Raw genomic sequence first — 15,978 nt, 5'->3', positions numbered from 1 at the left:
AGGGAGGGCGCTATCTGCCGAGAGCGGAATGTGGCGCGCAGACCAGACCCGAATGAATATAATTTGTCAAATTATTAAAGGCCAATGTACTAGAAATCGTATAAACTATAGACGGCTTTCGAGATAGCCGAACGCTTCATCAAAATTCGGGTAGTTGCAGATGCCTTCGGCTCTGGCGGTATCCCCGATCATAAGGAAGTCCTTTGTTTCGTCTTTCATTGGCAAATCGACAATCGTATTTCCGAATACAATAACTTCCTCACTGCAAATATCAAGAATATCTTTGATGACAGCAAGGGCCCGCCCCTTGCTGTTTTGATTAGGCATGATTTCCACACAATCATCATATTTATTGATTTTATAATGGTTTTTCTTCACCGTTTCCAGAGCTTGTGCTGCCTGATGCAGTGAATTAATCCTTGCTAAATTCTTAGGTGCTGCAGTCAGCATCGTCTGATTAGGCTGGAACCAAAGATCCGGAAATCTTTTTAGAAGGTCTTGCTTCATTTCTTCACCTATCTGGTGCGGAATAGCTTCAAGCTTTTTCTCCCATTTACGCAGCGGCTCAAAAATAACGCCGCCGTTTTCTCCTGCAACCAAAGGTTGACAGATCCCAATTCCCCTGGCCAATCCCGCCAGATAGGAAGCCGTCCGACCGGAAATAAAAACAATTCTGATCCCCTGACGTTCCAGCGATCTTAATTTACAGGCTACCTGGGCAGGAATCGGATCGTCCGTTGGTGCCAGGGTGCCGTCAATATCAAATACAGCAAGCTTGATTCCTATGCTAATCCCCTCCTTGATTGTACGAATACTTTCTAATACACCAAAGAACCAACCGTATAGTTGTATCCCGAAGGAGATTTTCTAATTCAATAAATATTTATTAATCAATTATTTGACTTCTCTCATATTCGCCGATATGTAGTCTTCAAATATTTCGTTTGCTGTTCTCCTTAAAAAGAAAAGACACCTTGGGTTCAACCATCCATTTAAACAAATTTTTGATTCCGTTCAAGGCCAGGATGATTGCCAGCGCTGCCCCAAGTATGATTACCAGCGCTCGCTGCGGTCCTGTCTGTAAAATCTGATAAAACCCGTAGGCAACAAGGGCCTTCACGATCAAGCCGTGAAGCAGATACGTATACATCGTATTGCGCCCCAACGCTGAAACCAGAGGAATCTTCCTGCCAGGCACCAGCAGCATCACGCCTAAGCCTAAAACTACAGCCAGCAGGTAAATACCCGCTCGGTAAAATCCTGCAAACCATTCCGTATCGCCTAGCGCCTGATAAGATGCGCTTCCATAAAACCACGAAACGGTATAATTCTGACCAAAATAACAGAAGGCCAGAAAAGCTAGCAGCATAACACCGACAGCAGCGAAGCGCCAATTTCTCGTCAACAGCTTTTCCAGATGCTTTTTCTCAAAATAAAAGCCTGCCAGGAAAAACGGAAAGAAAACAACAATCCGCGACAGACTCGCGTAGTAACCCAGCTCACCCGTATATCCGGCAATAAGGCCGAAAAGAAATGTAACAGGCAGCGCATATCTGATCTTGACCACATAAGGCAGTGCCGCTTTCCAAATAATCATGCTGAATAAAAACCACATAATCCAGTACGGTGTAAAAAAAGTAAAATGCAGGCTTTCCTTATGGAAAATCCAAAAGTCAAAAATGGAATAGATTATTTCGAAAATAACATAGGGTATTACCAGTTTGCTGATAATTTTTATCTCATATTTCGGATCATCAATATTCTTGGCAAAATAGCCGGAAATAAAAACAAACAGCGGCATATGAAATGAATAAATGAACGCATAAATGGATTTGAAGATTGGAATATAGATGAGCGGTTCAATCATATGACCGACAACCACCAAAACAATCAGCATGAATTTCAGGTTATCGAAGTACGGATCTCTTTGATTCATCCTCTGGCCTGTTCCTTTCTTATCCTAATGTTTAACCGATTTCATATGTTCTGATTATATCATTCATTTTTTTAATAATCCCAAGATTTTTGATTTAAGCCTAAAAAAATTCCCCCTGATTGGAACAGGGGGCCTCATTTTTCAGACTACTTTCTGCCTGGAGCCCATATTCGGGGTGATTTTGCAGCTGTACTGGTTCCATGTATGGTCACATTAATTGTTTGGGTATCAATACCGAAAATTTTTATAAATACGCAATCATAGGTATCTGTAAGATTAATATCCAATTCGTAATTCCGTTCTGTTTCCGTCAGTTTTGTCTGATAATAATCTACGCTTACCTGGCTTTCATCCAGTCCATTTAATATTGCATAGGTGTCGGCAATATCATTGAGCGTTGCTTCAGGATTTTCCGAATGATCGATCGCCAATGTTTCATTAAAACGCGCATCTCTGATTATTTGTCCAACCTCAAACAAGTGTAAACGATTTAAGTACATCCCGCCAATATCCACAACAAGTCCTGTAAAGCCGAACAATACAATTAACAGGACAGCAAATAGAATTGTGATATTTCCATCTTTATTTTTTAACAGTTTACACATCGGCAAGCAAACGTTTCTAGGCATATTGCCACCTACTTTCTGACCTAACACGCTTTGATTTGCTAACCTTCTTTTGTCATAATCAGTCGATTTTTTTTAAGGTTTTTCGTAAATGTCAACTGTTCTCCGAATATCACTCTTCCTACCGGGGTCAACGGTTCAACTGTATAAACTAAACTGGCTGTGATCTGCGCATATCTCCATTTTTTTGTATTTTGATCCGTACCGCCGCCACTTTTGGGCGTGTAGTAGTCTTTCTTTTCAGTCCAACATTTTAACTTGGCATCACTCACAGACAAATCTTCCTCATCAATCAGCGACGATGTCTTTTCCATCGCCTCTTTTATTGCTTTTTTGGCAGATTCTCCACTGATTGTTTGGGAATAATCACTATCATAGCTTATACTCATTGTCCAAGACGCATTGCGATAAGCATAATCAAAAGTAAGATACTTATTCATCATCCACCCTAAATCTATCACAGCAAACGTTAACATTAGAAATAAAGGAAGTACCAGGGCAAATTCAACAAGTGCCTGTCCATTTTCATTTTTTAGCATGCGCATCAAATTGAATACCCTTCCCTTCAAACGTATCTGTTCCATATCTCTAACCATCCTCAGGATACCCCTCTAAAAACACCTGTGAAGTAAATGTTGACAATACCCTAAATTCATCACCAAAAAACAATTTTGACTGCGGCATAAGCACCGGTACATCATATTCCAAGGTTACTGTCGCGTTAAAATATGTATAATAGCTTGGTAATTCTTGAAACCGAGATCCTTTGTTCGCATGATACGTATAATTCTTCCGTTTTGTTTCTCCAGCTTTGGCCTCAATGGTTAACTGATCGAAATCCAATCTGTCTGTATAATCACTGATGGAATTTTTAACTTGTTCATTGATATTTGTCTTGCTGGTAACTTGCCGGATTCCCTCATTTGCTGCACTCTGTACCAATACTTGCGCATCGACAATTCGTCCGGCATCCAGAATAAAACCAAAAAATAGTAGTAAGATAGGCAAAACCAGTGCAAATTCGACCATAGCCTGACCTTTTTTGCATTCCTGTATTTTTCTTAAACTTATAAATTCTCTGATTTTCATATTTTTACCACCCAGCATCAATATAATCAGCTGCTGCCATATGTAGGTATTTGTTAAGCCTTGCTCTTTTTTACAATATATTTACGTTCTGTTTACAATCATTTTACATTTGGTTTTATATGGATTCTATCTATAAAAACTCAGACCCTCAAGAGGAAATTTGTCGAAATGATGTCTTCTACAAGAAATTGATACTTTCGGACTATTTCTGTTTCCCAATAGTACCAGTAGATTAATCCATGCGTTTTCAGTACCTACATATTTTGCGTAAAAAAAAGGCCCCGAGGGTCTCTCGTACCTTATCAATACTAATTCATGTAAACCTCCGAGAAAAATTTTTGTATCGCAAAGGCGAAGAAATGAGCAATGCCGGCAAATTTACCTGATTATTTTCTATACGCTAACTGGCTTTAATACAGTCCCAGCATTCTTCCAGGACACCTGTCCGTTGGTGAATTCACCCAGCCAGCCGATAAAAGTATCCTGATCTCCATCCCGGATATATACTTCAAGATCAATTTCTTCACTAAACTGTTCATTGCCGCTTTCCGTGCCTTTTTGCTTCAGGCCGTGCCGAACCTGTTCAAACCAGGAGTACGGAATCCGGAGTACATAGATCTGGTGCGGAACAAGCTGGACAATCGCTGTGTTCTCCAATGCAAGGCGGGCTGTTCCGCCATAGGCTCTTGTAAGTCCACCGGTACCAAGCAGAATGCCGCCGAAATAACGGACAACAATAATCTGGACGTTCCAGAGCTGCCGGTGTTGGAGCAGTTCCATGACCGGCCTTCCCCCCGTACCCTGCGGTTCACCGTCATCTGAGGCTTTCTCAATCCTGCCTTCGTGAATACGGTAAGCGTAAACGTAATGGCGGGCATTAGGAAGAATTTCCCGGATTTCCTTTATATTTTTTTCGGCTTCTGCTGCAATTTCGATATATTTTACTAACGCAATAAACCTTGACTTTTCAATGACTTGTTCGGCCTCTGCTTCTCCCGTGATTGTTTTAAATGCTTCCACTTCTCGTCCCCACCATTAGCATCATTAGCTTAGCATCTAACCTAACTTCAAGTTGGTTTGGTCAGATGTCATGCTTTAATATAACACAGATTCTAGAGAATGTGTCCTATTACTGTTCAAAATCCAAAGCAGTGATTGAGCGGTCCGCTTCCCTTGCCTAAATTAAGTCCGTCTTTTAAGGCCCCCGTAATATATTCTTTTGCCTTTTTCACACTTTCCTCTATGGAATATCCGAAAGCCAGATTACAGGCAATGGCTGAAGAAAGCGTACATCCGGTTCCATGAGTATTCGAATTCTTGATTCTTTCACCCTTGACCCAGATTACCTTTCCGTCCGCAAAAAGCAGATCATCTGCTGTGTCTGCAAGATGGCCGCCTTTAAGAAGAACGCCGCCTTTCAGTACTTTTGCTATTTTTTGTGCTGCATAAAGCATGTCCTCTGTGCCCAGAATTTTCATTTCACACAGCGCCTCTGCTTCAGGAATATTTGGGGTTATGACGTCTGCGATAGGCAGAAGTTTCTTTAGAACAGCCTCCATGGCATCTTCGTTTAAAAGCCTGTCTCCGCTGGTTGAAATCATCACCGGGTCAACAACAATATTCTTAGCATGATACTGTTTCAATTTCTCAACAATGATGGCAATAATTTGACTGTTGGAAACCATCCCAATTTTAATTGCATCAGGAAAAATATCGGTAAATATACAGTCTAGTTGTTGTCCGACAAACGCGGGGGATGCTTCCAAGACGCCAAAAACGCCGGTTGTATTCTGCGCCGTCAGCGCTGTGACTGCACTCATGGCATAAACTTTATGCGCAGTGATCGTTTTAATATCTGCCTGAATACCTGCGCCACCACTGCAATCGGAGCCAGCAATTGTCAGTACTTTTTTCATACCATTCCCCCCAAAAAAATCATTTCGTTATTCACATCGGAATTATCACTTAATATTCTGTCTATTTTATCAAATCTTTTGCAAGCAAGAGCAGTTTTCGGGTTGCTGAAGCGACATCCGGTTTGGCGAATATTGCGGATATTATCGCAACGCCGCTAACCCCACTACCTCTCAACTGTAAAAGATTGTTTTCATTGATTCCGCCTATCGCCACAACAGGAATGCTGACCGAGGAGCAAATCGTTCGGAGTGTTTCCAGCGGAACATCCGCAGCATCCTCTTTGGTTGAAGTTGAAAATACCGCACCAACACCAAGATAATCAGCTCCCTGACTTTCAGCAAGAATGGCCTGCTCAACTGTTTCGACAGAGACACCGAGAATTTTGTCTTTTCCAATCAGCATGCGCACATCCCTTGAATTCCTATCATTTTGTCCGACATGAACACCGTCTGCATCAACTGCAAGTGCAACATCAATATTGTCGTTAATCACAAACGGAATGTTGTACTTATCAGTTATTTCTTTTACTATTTTACCTTCTCTTACAAAACTTTCAAAGCCAAGCTCCTTTTCACGAAGCTGAATAAACGTTGCGCCTGTTTTGATAATCTCTTCAACCTGATTTTCAAGTTTATTGCCGTTAAGCCAGGTCCTATCAGTGACAACATACAAAAGCACGGAGTTTTTATCTACTTTCAATTTTGGCACCGTCCTTTAAGAGATCGGCATTAATTTTGCTCATATAATCGATAAGCAGCATTCTAAACGTGTTCGTGCCGCCGTCAAGCTCACAAAGCCTTTGGTAGGCAAGCTCTCCGCAAAGCCCCATGGCGGCCACAGCCGTAGCCGTTGCCTCCAGAACATGTGCTTTGTTCGCACCGACAAAGCTTCCAATCACGGCTGTAAGCATACAACCCGTTCCGGTTACACGACTCATCATGGGGTGACCGTTATTAATGATATAAGCCTTTTTACTGTCCGCAACAATGTCGGTTGCTCCTGTAATTGCAATGACCGCCCCTGTAGCTTTGGACAGCTCTTGGGCCAAGGCAACCACGCTGTCCAGGCTATCTGCTGTGACTGCATCAGAGGCTGAGGCATCAACCCCCTGTGCATTACTGCTTCCCGAAGCAATAAATTTGATTTCCGATATGTTCCCTCGGATTACAGCAAAATTTACTTCTTTCAAAAGTGTAAATATTGTTTCATTACGCAAGGCCGAAGCCCCTGCCCCCACAGGGTCTAAGATTACAGGAACCTTAAGCTCATTAGCCTTTTTCCCCGCTGTAATCATAGATTTTATGGTTCTTTCATTCAGGGTCCCGATATTTATAATAAGGGCGGAACAAATCGAGGTGATTTCGCCGGCTTCGGCTATATCATCTGCCATAATCGGAGAACCCCCGCTGGCCAGGATAATATTCGCACAGTCGTTGACTGTAACATAATTGGTGATAGCATGGACAAGCGGCACATTTGAATTGACATTTCCTAATATTTGCTTAAACATTTTCCCTTACCTTCTTTTCTATTCTTTGTTCGCTAATTTGTAATGTTATTTTTGTTTATTGATATTGCGATTATTTGTGATGCCCATTTTATTTGTAAGGATACATAAACACATCATAATCAGAACTACAGGTACTGTGCTTCCAAGAACTGTATCGATATTGAGAAAGAATCTGTAAATAATAAAACCCACAATCCAAAGACAAGAGTTTACCAAATTGAGCTTTTTTACGTCATCACGCTTTTTCAGGATAAAATAATCAGTGATAAAAATTGCTGCCATTGGTACGAAAACAGATCCGATTAGAGTTAAAAAGTTTTCATATTGTTCGATCGGCGTATACATGGCAATCAGCGTTCCGATAATACAAACAGCAATACCTGTTGCTTTGCCGTTCCATTTTGGCCGGATATTCAGCATGCTTTCACTTGCAGAATAGACATCAAGAAATGTCGTGGTGACCGTAGAAAGAATCACAATCAACATGGCGGCAATACCCAACCCTGCATTCATAAGTATCTGCACCACATCAGAACTGCCTGTGAAAATAGCCGCTCCCAAGCCAATTACATACATCGAACAGCTTCCTAAAAAATAGCTCATCGTGCTCACAAAGGTAAATTGAACAGGTCGATCCGTATTTTTGGTGTAGTCGGAGATAAGTGGAAGCCACGATACCGGCATCGCAATAGACAATTCAAGTGCCAGACCGAAACTCATGATCTCATTTGTTTTTAAAAGAACTCCACCTTTAAAGACAATAACACCAAGAATTGCAGTCAGAATAAAAAGTGCGCCAACCGCAACGATGTTCAGCCTGCCAATATTTTGGAGTCCTGCCAGGATCCATATGACTATTAGAAGTCCAATCAATACGCACCAAAGCATATTTCCCGCTAAGCCAAGTTTATCATTGGCAACCGAGCCAAGTGCGTTCGCTCCGCTTAAAATCATAATCGCTGTCCAACCGACCAGCTGCAAAATATTTAAAAAAGAAAAGAAGACCGAACCAAATCTGCCAAAAGAGAGTTCTACGCTTTCCATCGCCGACCTTTTACTTTTAGCACCGATAAGTCCAGTTAAGTACAATAATATACAGCCAATGAAATGCCCTGATACAATTGCAGCCACACCAAGTCTGAGACCAAGCGGCGCAAGCAAGGCGCCCGTTAAAATCTCCGTGATTGAAATGGCAGCACCAAACCACAAAAGAGAGCCGCTTAAAAATGATAGTTTTTTTTCATTCATAAAACCTCCCATAAAAATGTAATGGGATATGCCCTGTAAAGCATATCCCACTCATAATCGAAGTGTTCTCCCTACGTTGGCATTATCCAAATCAGGTTAAGGGTCGAAGCCTTTTGGTTCCTCTCAGCCTGCACACACAAGCTCCCCTGTGATTAATTTTTTTCAGTTTACAACCTTTTCTTAAATGTGTCAATCAAAGAATCTTTATTTTACGACAAAAGCTGTTTCCTTAATGGCTGATCCCTCGTGATATGCCATTTAGAGCTTCTCCGGCTTCATTGATATGAATATTTTCGATCGCAAGGTCACCTAAGGCGATCACCCCGACAATTTGCCCCTGTTTCAGCACCGGAAGACGTTTTACCTGGTATTCTGCCATGACTTCTGCCACAGTATCGATATCCTGCGTTCCATCGATACAGATTGGATCTGCTGTCATGCACTGTTCTGCCGTCGCCTGCTTGACATCCTTGTCCGAAGCGATGACTCTCAGCACAATATCCCGGTCAGTTATAATCCCCAATACTCTTCCTGCCTGAACGACCGGTACCGCACCAATATCTTTATCCCTCATCATTTTGGCTATATCTGGAACCTTGGTTGCCGGGTCCACCCAGCTTACGTCCGTTGACATAATATCCATGACCCGCATATAAAAAAACACCTCCGTTTTTAATATTTCAGCACTAGTCTTTCACTGAAACGAATGAATTATGTCAGCAAATAATCCCTTCCAAAATGTTGATCCCGATTAAATGGAAAACGATTATCTGTATTATCCTTTGTTGTAAAAATAAAAATTATCCCCGATTGACTGGGGATAATTTATATTTTATTGACTGTATTATTGTTGTCTAATGTTATCTATTTATATAATTCATTATTTTTTATTGATGCATTTGATTCATTTTGGTTTTCGGCCATACACGATCGCCACGACACCGCCGACAAGATTTTTATATCCCGTATCCTGAAGTCCGCATTCAGCAAAGATCTGGGCGAGCTGTCGCTGAGATTCAAATTCACAGGCCGAATCAAAAAGATACGTGTATTCTTTTTGTTTTCCGCCGTGGACTTTTCCCAGCCACGGAACGATCTTCTCAAAATACAGCCAGTAAAGCTGTTTGAAAACCGGTATGGTCGGCTTTCCCATATCCAGAGATACGACCATGGAACCAGGTTTGACAACACGAATCATTTCCCGGATTCCGCGGCGAAGATCGGGAAGATTCCTGAGCCCCCAGCCAACGGTTGCTCCGTCAAAACTGTTATCGGTAAAAGGCAGGCTCATCGCATCACCCTGCAAAAGCTCGATGCTCGCTTTATACCGGTCATTTTCGATATTTTTCCGGCCGACAGCCAGCATTTCTTCTGAAAAATCCACCCCTGTAACCCGACCGGAATCCCCGACGGCGGCAGCAATCTCCCTTGTAAGCTTACTGGTCCCGCAGCATAGGTCAATCATCTTCATTCCAGGTTTAGCCTCGACGATTCTGACTGCTTTGGCCCTCCAGGAATTATCCATCCCCATACTCATCAGGGAATTCATCAGATCATATTTCCCGGCAATTGCGTTAAACGTTTCTTTAACGTATTCTGATTTTTCTTTACCTTCAAAATCCATTTTCTCTCTCCTTGTACCATCTTGCCCGGTATACGGTCAGTACTATCATATGATAATCAGCCCAAATTGTCCAATTTTAATGATACGATAAAAAGCAAACATCCATACCTGAAAACTTTTTCGAAATCCTGCGGGGTTCTTTTACCCTCTGGCCTGATATGTTAAAATAGGGTAAGCATCTTTTTCCAGGGAGGATAAGACGAATGTATGAACTAAAAAATTTTAGTGAAGTCATTGTGAAGAAAACATTGGAAGATTATCTGCCCGTCGCCAATATCCCTTGCAAATGCGAACGGTGTCAGGCCGACATAATGGCTTTTGTACTAAACCGCTTCCCCCCGAGATATTATGTTTCCTTAAAAGGCGAAGTCATGACGCACTTTGAATCACAAATGTTTCCGGACAAAGCCCGAGTCTTGGCAGAAGTCGTTGGTGCTGCCCAGATAGTTGCGGCTTTCCCGTCCCATCCGCTTGACCAGAAAGAAGAATAAACCTGCTAAGGGATTGATTGACAGTCGCAAAGGCGCTTCAAATAATATGAGGCGTTTTTGCTTTTGTATGGGTATGGATTTGATTATCGTTATTTACTCTGTTACAATGATTGCGACTTCATAATAAAGCAGGTGATCAGCATGATTTCCGAGTATCAGGGACTTAAGCTCGATCAATTTCAAATGGATGCGATTGAAGCAATTAATCAGGGACATTCCGTCATTGTTTCAGCTCCTACCGGAACAGGGAAAACAATGGTCGCAGATTATCTGGTTGAAAAATCGATTCGGGAAAGCAAACGGATTATTTATACAGCACCGATAAAAGCGTTAAGCAACCAGAAATTTAAAGATTTTTCCCGCCAATTTGGCAGCGAGACCGTCGGGATCATGACCGGGGATGTTGTGATCAATCCTGGCGCCCCGTTGCTGATCATGACCACAGAGATCTTCCGTAATCAGGTCATTACCAATGATCCTGAACTGGAGCACGTTTCCTATATTATCTTTGACGAAATTCACTGGCTCAATGATGAGGACAGAGGTACAGTCTGGGAAGAATCCATCATTCTTGCTCTGCCAAACATTAAGATTCTGGGCTTAAGTGCCACAATTGCCAATGCCGCGGAACTGAAGGGCTGGATTGAGGACATCCGCAAAGACACCGTTGTCTTGATCGAGGAACAGCAAAGGGTTGTTCCTCTGGAATATTATTATTTCTGTCAGGACACCGGTATCATCGGCTATGATGACCTGATCAGGTTCTATTATCAGAAGCTTAAATCCACGGACAGAACCGATAATTCCCCGCTGTTTAAACCTACGTCACATCTTGACCTGATCAAAACTGTTGAGAAACAATATCTTCCTACCCTCTATTTTGTATTCAGCAGAAAGCAATGTGCCGATAAAGCGCATGAACTGGCCAATATCAAAAACTACCTGTCGCCGGAACAAAGCAAAGAAGTGAAAAACATCTTTTTGGAGCATTTTGGTTCTGAAGATACTTGGTCCTCTTCCACACGCAAGTTATTCAGAGTCTGCCGGAAAGGTATTGCCTATCACCATGCCGGGCTGCTGCCTTTGCAGAAATCCGTCGTAGAGGACCTTTTTCTGGCGAAGACGATCTCCGTTCTGTACTGTACCGAGACCTTCAGTGTCGGGATCAACTACCCTGTCAAGGCCGTTTGCTTTGATTCTCTAAACAAATACGACGGACGCAGCTTCAGGGCTCTGGCAAACCACGAATTTTTTCAGATGTCCGGCAGAGCCGGCCGACGCGGTATTGACGAGATCGGTTATTCCTTTGCGATTGTTGATTTGAATTACTTTGAAAAAGAACCGCCGGTAAAATTTGATATTGCCAAGTTAGAACCGTTGACCAGTCAGTTCCGACTTTCCTATAATACAGTTTTGAATCTCCTGGCAACATTATCGTCGGAGCAAATTGAAACCTATTTCAAAAAAAGTTTTGCTGCTCATTCCTATATCTTGACCGCTCAGAAAACGGAAGAAGAGATTCGTCTTCTGTCCGAGCAATCAGCCCAAGCCAAAGAGAACCTCTGTGAGCATGTCGGGACCTATCGGTGTCCGCTGAATTACTACCCGAAAAAGAAAGAATTGGACAGGCTTCATAAAGCCTTTGACAAATTGGACCCGCGACGCCGCAATAAGATTTTCGGTCGTCAGATGTACCGAAAAATTATGAAATGGGAGAAGATCCTTAAGACTGCTCCCCAGAAATGTACCAGAAAACAAAACGATAGCTGTAAATCCTTCGCCGGAAAGTGGATCAACCTTGAAAAAGAAATTTCAAATCTCAAAAATCAATTGTTCTCAATGCCGGATTACAACACCTTTAATTCCGAATTTGAAAGAAAAAAAGCCCTGCTGCAGCAAATGGGTTATATTGAAAATGACATGCTTTTGCCGCGGGGGGAGCTCGCCAGATATATTTATGTACAGGAAATCCTGGTAACCGAATTGATTTACTCAGGGATCATCGAACAGTTGGATGATGAGCAGCTGACCGCGCTGATTTCCTGTATTGATTACGAAAGCAAACGTAATGAGTATTTCCAGAAGTTTGACCAGATTGATTTTAAGCCTGTCAGGGAAATGATGAATTATATTCAGAGCATCTGCGGGCCTGACGCTGTGCGCTTTGAATCCAGAGCGGCCGTCCTTGCGTATCATTGGAGCAAAGGTGCTGCATTAATCGAGCTTCAGCAACTCTGCACCCTGGATGAAGGAGATATTATCGCGGTCTTAAGGCGGACCATCGATTTACTGCGCCAGATGCGGGAAGCCGTAACAGACCACTCACTAAGAGAACGCTTCAGCGCCTGTATCAAAAAACTGGACAGAGATGAGGCTTCGATCCAAGAATTAAATTGAAACGTTTTTCCGTCAAAAAGAGGAGCCATTTTAGGGCTCCTTTTGTTGAGTCTGCCATTTCCGACCGGATTAACCTCAGGCAGACCTTTTTAATTTTGAATCTTTCCTAACCAAACCAATTCTGAAGATTGACTGCCCGACGTTCAGGTTCTTAGGACCAGCGGTATTCAGCCAAATACCACTCCTGCAAGAAATTGCTCGTTTACTGCTATTAATTACTCCCAGCCGCTTAAGTACTTCCTGACCGCCTGACATACCTCCTTTCAATCTTCCTGTCCTGACTTGGGCCTTTTTTCTGTTCCAGGCGATCTGGTCGCCAACCGTGACAACGCATTGTCATAAGTCATTCAGAAAAAGGCTTTACGCTAACGTTAGAGATATTCTCTTTTTTGCTTTAAATTCCTTGGTCAAATAGTTTCATATTGTTTCTAAGTTTGTCGAAACGGAAAGGGCCTTGTTACTACTATGACCTCCTCATAAAATTTCGAGTTTCCGGGACTTCAGATTAAGTTCTTGCCTATGACCTTTTCAATGAATACGCTGACAATCTGCGGATCAAACTGTGTGCCGGAACATTGTAATATTTCATTGATCGCTTCTTCATTACTTAATGCTTTTCTATATGATCTTTCAACTGTCATCGCATCATACGCGTCAGCAATGGCTATAATCCTTGCTTGTAATGAAATCTCTTCCCCTTTAATGCCCCTGGGGTATCCTTGTCCTCCCCACCTTTCATGATGCTCGAGAACAAAATTGGCTATCTCCGAAAATTCATTGACTGAGCTTAATATCCGGTAGCCTATTTCAGAGTGTCTCATGATTTCATTCCATTCATCCTGATTTAATTGCCGAGGCTTATTCAGGATTTTTTCGTCAATTCCTATTTTCCCTATATCATGCATCAATCCGGCTATTCTAACCTGGCTGATATCATTTTTATCAAAATGCATCTTTGTTGCAATCGCCGCACAGATTTCTCCAACCCTTTTCGAATGTAACATTTCCCTACTGCTTTTTTCATATAGCGTATTCATAATCAGGTCTATTGTTTTACTCCTCGTGCTCATGCTGTCGGAGAGTTTGTGCCTATACATCTGATCTTCCGTATTTTTTAGTATCTCCTGGATATCTTCTTCCTTACTTATCTTTGTTTTATACCCAAAGGAAATCGAAATATCAATAGATCCAGCTTTTTCTCCTGAGGAAAGGTCCCTGATCCGGGTGAGTATTTTCTCCGTTTCAATCGCATCCGTTTTCGGCAATAGAATAATAAATTCGTCCCCGCCTAGCCTAGCAACGATCTCGTCAGCACGGCATCCCTTCCTCAGTACTTTAGCCACTTTTTTTAAAAGCTTATCGCCCATGGCATGCCCAAAGGAATCATTAATAAGTTTTAATCCGTTGACATCACCCATCACAATGGTTAGCGGAAGATTTCTTTCTGTATCGAGTCTCTTTAATTCTTCTTCGTAAAATCTTCGGTTATACAGTCCGGTAAGTTGATCATGATAACTCAAGTATTTAATTTCTTCCATTTTTTGTTTTTTCTCGGAAAAATCTCTGAATACTAAGACCACACCTATGATTTCTCCGTTTTCTTGCACAATAGGTGCGGCACTGTCTTCAATAAACCGCTCAGTACCGTCTTTTGAAATCAATATGGTATGGTTAGCCGATTCGATGGTCTTTCCGCTTTCAAGTACTTTTTTAATTATGTTTTTGCACTTACTTCTGGTAATCTCATTAATAATATTAAATACTTCTTCATATGGTTCTCCTCTTGCCTCATCTTGCGTCCATCCTGTTAAGAATTCCGCAACCCTATTAATAAATACAATATTACCTTTATCATCCGTGGAAATGACTCCGTCTCCCACAGAAATCAGCGTTGTTTCTAAAAGATTTTTTTCCTTTGCAAGAGCTGTTTCAAGCCTTCTGCGGTCGGTGATATCGCGAAAAGTCCATATCCTCCCATAGTATTTCCCTTCCTTGTCCATCACAGGCGCAGAATGTCTGTCCAGAATCATCCCGCTTTTTAATTCAATCTCGTCACGGCTAGTCTCGTTGATGTGATCATAAAGATATGTCACTTTTTCTAAAAATCGTTCAGGATCCCTGGTCAAGCTAACAACATGCTTAAGCAGTAAAGTATCATCTTCGTCATCAATAATATATTGGGGGACATTGAACAGCTCAAACATTCGGTGATTAGTAAGCATCCTTGTATGATTCTCATCAACAACCAATATTCCGTCCAGGGATGCGTTTGTCTGTGCCTCAAGAAAAGCCGTCTTAAATTTCATTGTAGCCTCTGCCTGCTTATTTTCGTTGATGTCGCGAATACTCTCAATCGCACCAATAATGTTACCCGACAGATCGTGCAGGGGAGATACCTTGATAGAAACCCAAGATCCCTTATTGTAAAGGGCAGGACAAAACGCTTCCGCCATATAATTATTTTCTTGAGAGGTAAGGTTGAAATATTGGGTCTTAATTTCTTCACTATCCGTAAAGACCAAATCCATTAGCTGCGGCCTAGCCTGGCCATAAAATGGAATAGAATAGGCGTAGTCACCTTTGCCAATCATCTCTGATGCAGGGATACCTGTCATTTTCTCAATCGCTTTGTTCCAGATGATGATTTGCTTATCCTTATTTACAGCAAGAGTGGCGTCCGGAAGAAATTCGATAATATCCATGAGCTGCTGCTGCTGTGCAGATATATCGATAAAAAGCGTAATGAAATAATACTTCTCAGGAGAATACACATTGACTCTATACCATCTGTTTAACGATTCTGAGAACTGTTCAAATTCCTTTTTCCCGCCATTGATCGCTATTTCGCCATAGTATGTTATCCAGTCAAATGCATTGTCACGAATATCTTTTAAAATATCGGTAATCTTTTTACCGATTATCTCTGAGCCCTTTAATCCCGTGAAGGTTTCAAATGCAGAATTTACTTCTATAAATTCATAATCGCAAGGGATCCCGTCATCCTTACATATGATTCTGTGATAAGCATACCCTATTGGGGATTCTTGGACTATTTGCTTATAGAAGTTATCATTCATGAAATATCTCTCTTCCTTACATGTCTAAGCGACATGCAAAAATATAATGCGCCGGTCTTTTAA

General features: G+C 41.8%; 15 protein-coding genes and 1 riboswitch. Of the genes, 2 read left to right on the top strand and 13 right to left on the bottom strand.

The features are described 5' to 3' along the window. Positions 1-105 precede the first annotated feature (105 nt). From A7K50_RS04560 to A7K50_RS04505, 12 genes are all read right to left on the bottom strand, one after another. A complete protein-coding gene (locus A7K50_RS04560; protein ID WP_282432369.1) occupies positions 106-780 on the bottom strand; it encodes an HAD family hydrolase in 675 nt (224 codons plus the stop codon). A gap of 151 nt (positions 781-931) precedes the next feature. Beyond that, positions 932-1,936: an acyltransferase family protein gene (locus tag A7K50_RS04555; protein ID WP_119774807.1), complete on the bottom strand. Its 1,005-nt coding sequence runs from the start codon at positions 1,934-1,936 to the stop codon at positions 932-934. A 146-nt stretch (positions 1,937-2,082) separates the two neighbouring features. Then, on the bottom strand, positions 2,083-2,565 hold the full coding sequence (locus tag A7K50_RS04550) for a Tad domain-containing protein (protein WP_119774806.1): 483 nt from the start codon (positions 2,563-2,565) through the stop codon (positions 2,083-2,085). 38 nt (positions 2,566-2,603) lie between these two features. Next, positions 2,604-3,146, bottom strand: a complete 543-nt coding sequence (locus tag A7K50_RS04545) for a TadE family protein (RefSeq protein ID WP_119774934.1) — start codon at positions 3,144-3,146, stop codon at positions 2,604-2,606. 4 nt (positions 3,147-3,150) lie between these two features. Then, a complete protein-coding gene (locus A7K50_RS04540) occupies positions 3,151-3,651 on the bottom strand; it encodes a TadE/TadG family type IV pilus assembly protein (RefSeq protein WP_119774805.1) in 501 nt (166 codons plus the stop codon). Between the two features lie 393 nt (positions 3,652-4,044). After that, positions 4,045-4,671 carry a YigZ family protein gene (locus A7K50_RS04535; RefSeq protein WP_119774804.1) on the bottom strand — a complete coding sequence of 209 codons (627 nt, stop codon included), beginning with the start codon at positions 4,669-4,671 and terminating at the stop codon, positions 4,045-4,047. Between the two features lie 116 nt (positions 4,672-4,787). Next, entirely contained in the window at positions 4,788-5,567 is a 780-nt protein-coding gene (gene thiD, locus A7K50_RS04530) for a bifunctional hydroxymethylpyrimidine kinase/phosphomethylpyrimidine kinase (protein WP_119774803.1), read from the bottom strand. A 61-nt stretch (positions 5,568-5,628) separates the two neighbouring features. Further along, positions 5,629-6,267 carry a thiamine phosphate synthase gene (gene thiE, locus A7K50_RS04525; RefSeq protein ID WP_119774802.1) on the bottom strand — a complete coding sequence of 213 codons (639 nt, stop codon included), beginning with the start codon at positions 6,265-6,267 and terminating at the stop codon, positions 5,629-5,631. Continuing rightward, complete coding sequence (gene thiM / locus A7K50_RS04520; RefSeq protein ID WP_119774801.1) at positions 6,254-7,078, bottom strand: hydroxyethylthiazole kinase; 825 nt, start codon at positions 7,076-7,078, stop codon at positions 6,254-6,256. Before thiM ends, thiE begins: the two co-directional genes overlap by 14 nt. Positions 7,079-7,123: 45 nt before the next feature. After that, positions 7,124-8,326, bottom strand: coding sequence for a putative hydroxymethylpyrimidine transporter CytX (gene cytX, locus A7K50_RS04515; RefSeq protein ID WP_119774800.1), 1,203 nt, complete (start codon positions 8,324-8,326; stop codon positions 7,124-7,126). Positions 8,327-8,377: 51 nt separating this feature from the next. Next, positions 8,378-8,484: riboswitch (TPP riboswitch) on the bottom strand. A gap of 71 nt (positions 8,485-8,555) precedes the next feature. Next, a complete protein-coding gene (locus A7K50_RS04510; RefSeq protein ID WP_119774799.1) occupies positions 8,556-8,978 on the bottom strand; it encodes a CBS domain-containing protein in 423 nt (140 codons plus the stop codon). Between the two features lie 252 nt (positions 8,979-9,230). Next, the gene (locus A7K50_RS04505; protein WP_119774798.1) at positions 9,231-9,950 is read right to left on the bottom strand and encodes a demethylmenaquinone methyltransferase; all 720 of its coding nucleotides are present in this window, start codon (positions 9,948-9,950) and stop codon (positions 9,231-9,233) included. A 203-nt stretch (positions 9,951-10,153) separates the two neighbouring features. On the opposite strand from A7K50_RS04505, the gene A7K50_RS04500 reads away from it, so the two are divergent. Together A7K50_RS04500 and A7K50_RS04495 are read left to right on the top strand one after the other, a co-directional pair. Continuing rightward, entirely contained in the window at positions 10,154-10,441 is a 288-nt protein-coding gene (locus tag A7K50_RS04500; protein ID WP_019225747.1) for a late competence development ComFB family protein, read from the top strand. Between the two features lie 141 nt (positions 10,442-10,582). After that, positions 10,583-12,838 (top strand): DEAD/DEAH box helicase, encoded by a 2,256-nt coding sequence (locus A7K50_RS04495; protein ID WP_119774797.1) that lies wholly within the window; start codon positions 10,583-10,585, stop codon positions 12,836-12,838. Positions 12,839-13,338: 500 nt separating this feature from the next. Here the strand turns inward: A7K50_RS04495 and A7K50_RS04485 are convergent, their stop codons facing one another. After that, positions 13,339-15,915 carry an HD domain-containing phosphohydrolase gene (locus tag A7K50_RS04485; protein WP_119774795.1) on the bottom strand — a complete coding sequence of 859 codons (2,577 nt, stop codon included), beginning with the start codon at positions 15,913-15,915 and terminating at the stop codon, positions 13,339-13,341. Positions 15,916-15,978 lie beyond the last annotated feature (63 nt).

Origin of the sequence: Dehalobacter sp. MCB1 (assembly GCF_003590275.1) — a bacterium.
Taxonomy (GTDB): Bacteria; Bacillota; Desulfitobacteriia; order Desulfitobacteriales; family Syntrophobotulaceae; genus Dehalobacter.
The sequence above is the reverse complement of the archived record's forward strand: the minus strand, read 5'-3'. Positions and strand labels throughout refer to the sequence as shown.

Excerpts from the sequence above, each read along its gene's own strand:
- A7K50_RS04555 (WP_119774807.1), bottom strand. The coding sequence starts at position 1,936 with ATGAATCAAAGAGATCCGTACTTCGATAACCTGAAATTCATGCTGATT.
- A7K50_RS04550 (WP_119774806.1), bottom strand. The coding sequence starts at position 2,565 with ATGCCTAGAAACGTTTGCTTGCCGATGTGTAAACTGTTAAAAAATAAA.
- A7K50_RS04545 (WP_119774934.1), bottom strand. The coding sequence starts at position 3,146 with ATGGAACAGATACGTTTGAAGGGAAGGGTATTCAATTTGATGCGCATG.
- A7K50_RS04540 (WP_119774805.1), bottom strand. The coding sequence starts at position 3,651 with ATGAAAATCAGAGAATTTATAAGTTTAAGAAAAATACAGGAATGCAAA.
- thiD (WP_119774803.1), bottom strand. The coding sequence starts at position 5,567 with ATGAAAAAAGTACTGACAATTGCTGGCTCCGATTGCAGTGGTGGCGCA.
- thiM (WP_119774801.1), bottom strand. The coding sequence starts at position 7,078 with ATGTTTAAGCAAATATTAGGAAATGTCAATTCAAATGTGCCGCTTGTC.
- cytX (WP_119774800.1), bottom strand. The coding sequence starts at position 8,326 with ATGAATGAAAAAAAACTATCATTTTTAAGCGGCTCTCTTTTGTGGTTT.
- A7K50_RS04510 (WP_119774799.1), bottom strand. The coding sequence starts at position 8,978 with ATGCGGGTCATGGATATTATGTCAACGGACGTAAGCTGGGTGGACCCG.
- A7K50_RS04505 (WP_119774798.1), bottom strand. The coding sequence starts at position 9,950 with ATGGATTTTGAAGGTAAAGAAAAATCAGAATACGTTAAAGAAACGTTT.
- A7K50_RS04500 (WP_019225747.1), top strand. The coding sequence starts at position 10,154 with ATGTATGAACTAAAAAATTTTAGTGAAGTCATTGTGAAGAAAACATTG.
- A7K50_RS04495 (WP_119774797.1), top strand. The coding sequence starts at position 10,583 with ATGATTTCCGAGTATCAGGGACTTAAGCTCGATCAATTTCAAATGGAT.
- A7K50_RS04485 (WP_119774795.1), bottom strand. The coding sequence starts at position 15,915 with ATGAATGATAACTTCTATAAGCAAATAGTCCAAGAATCCCCAATAGGG.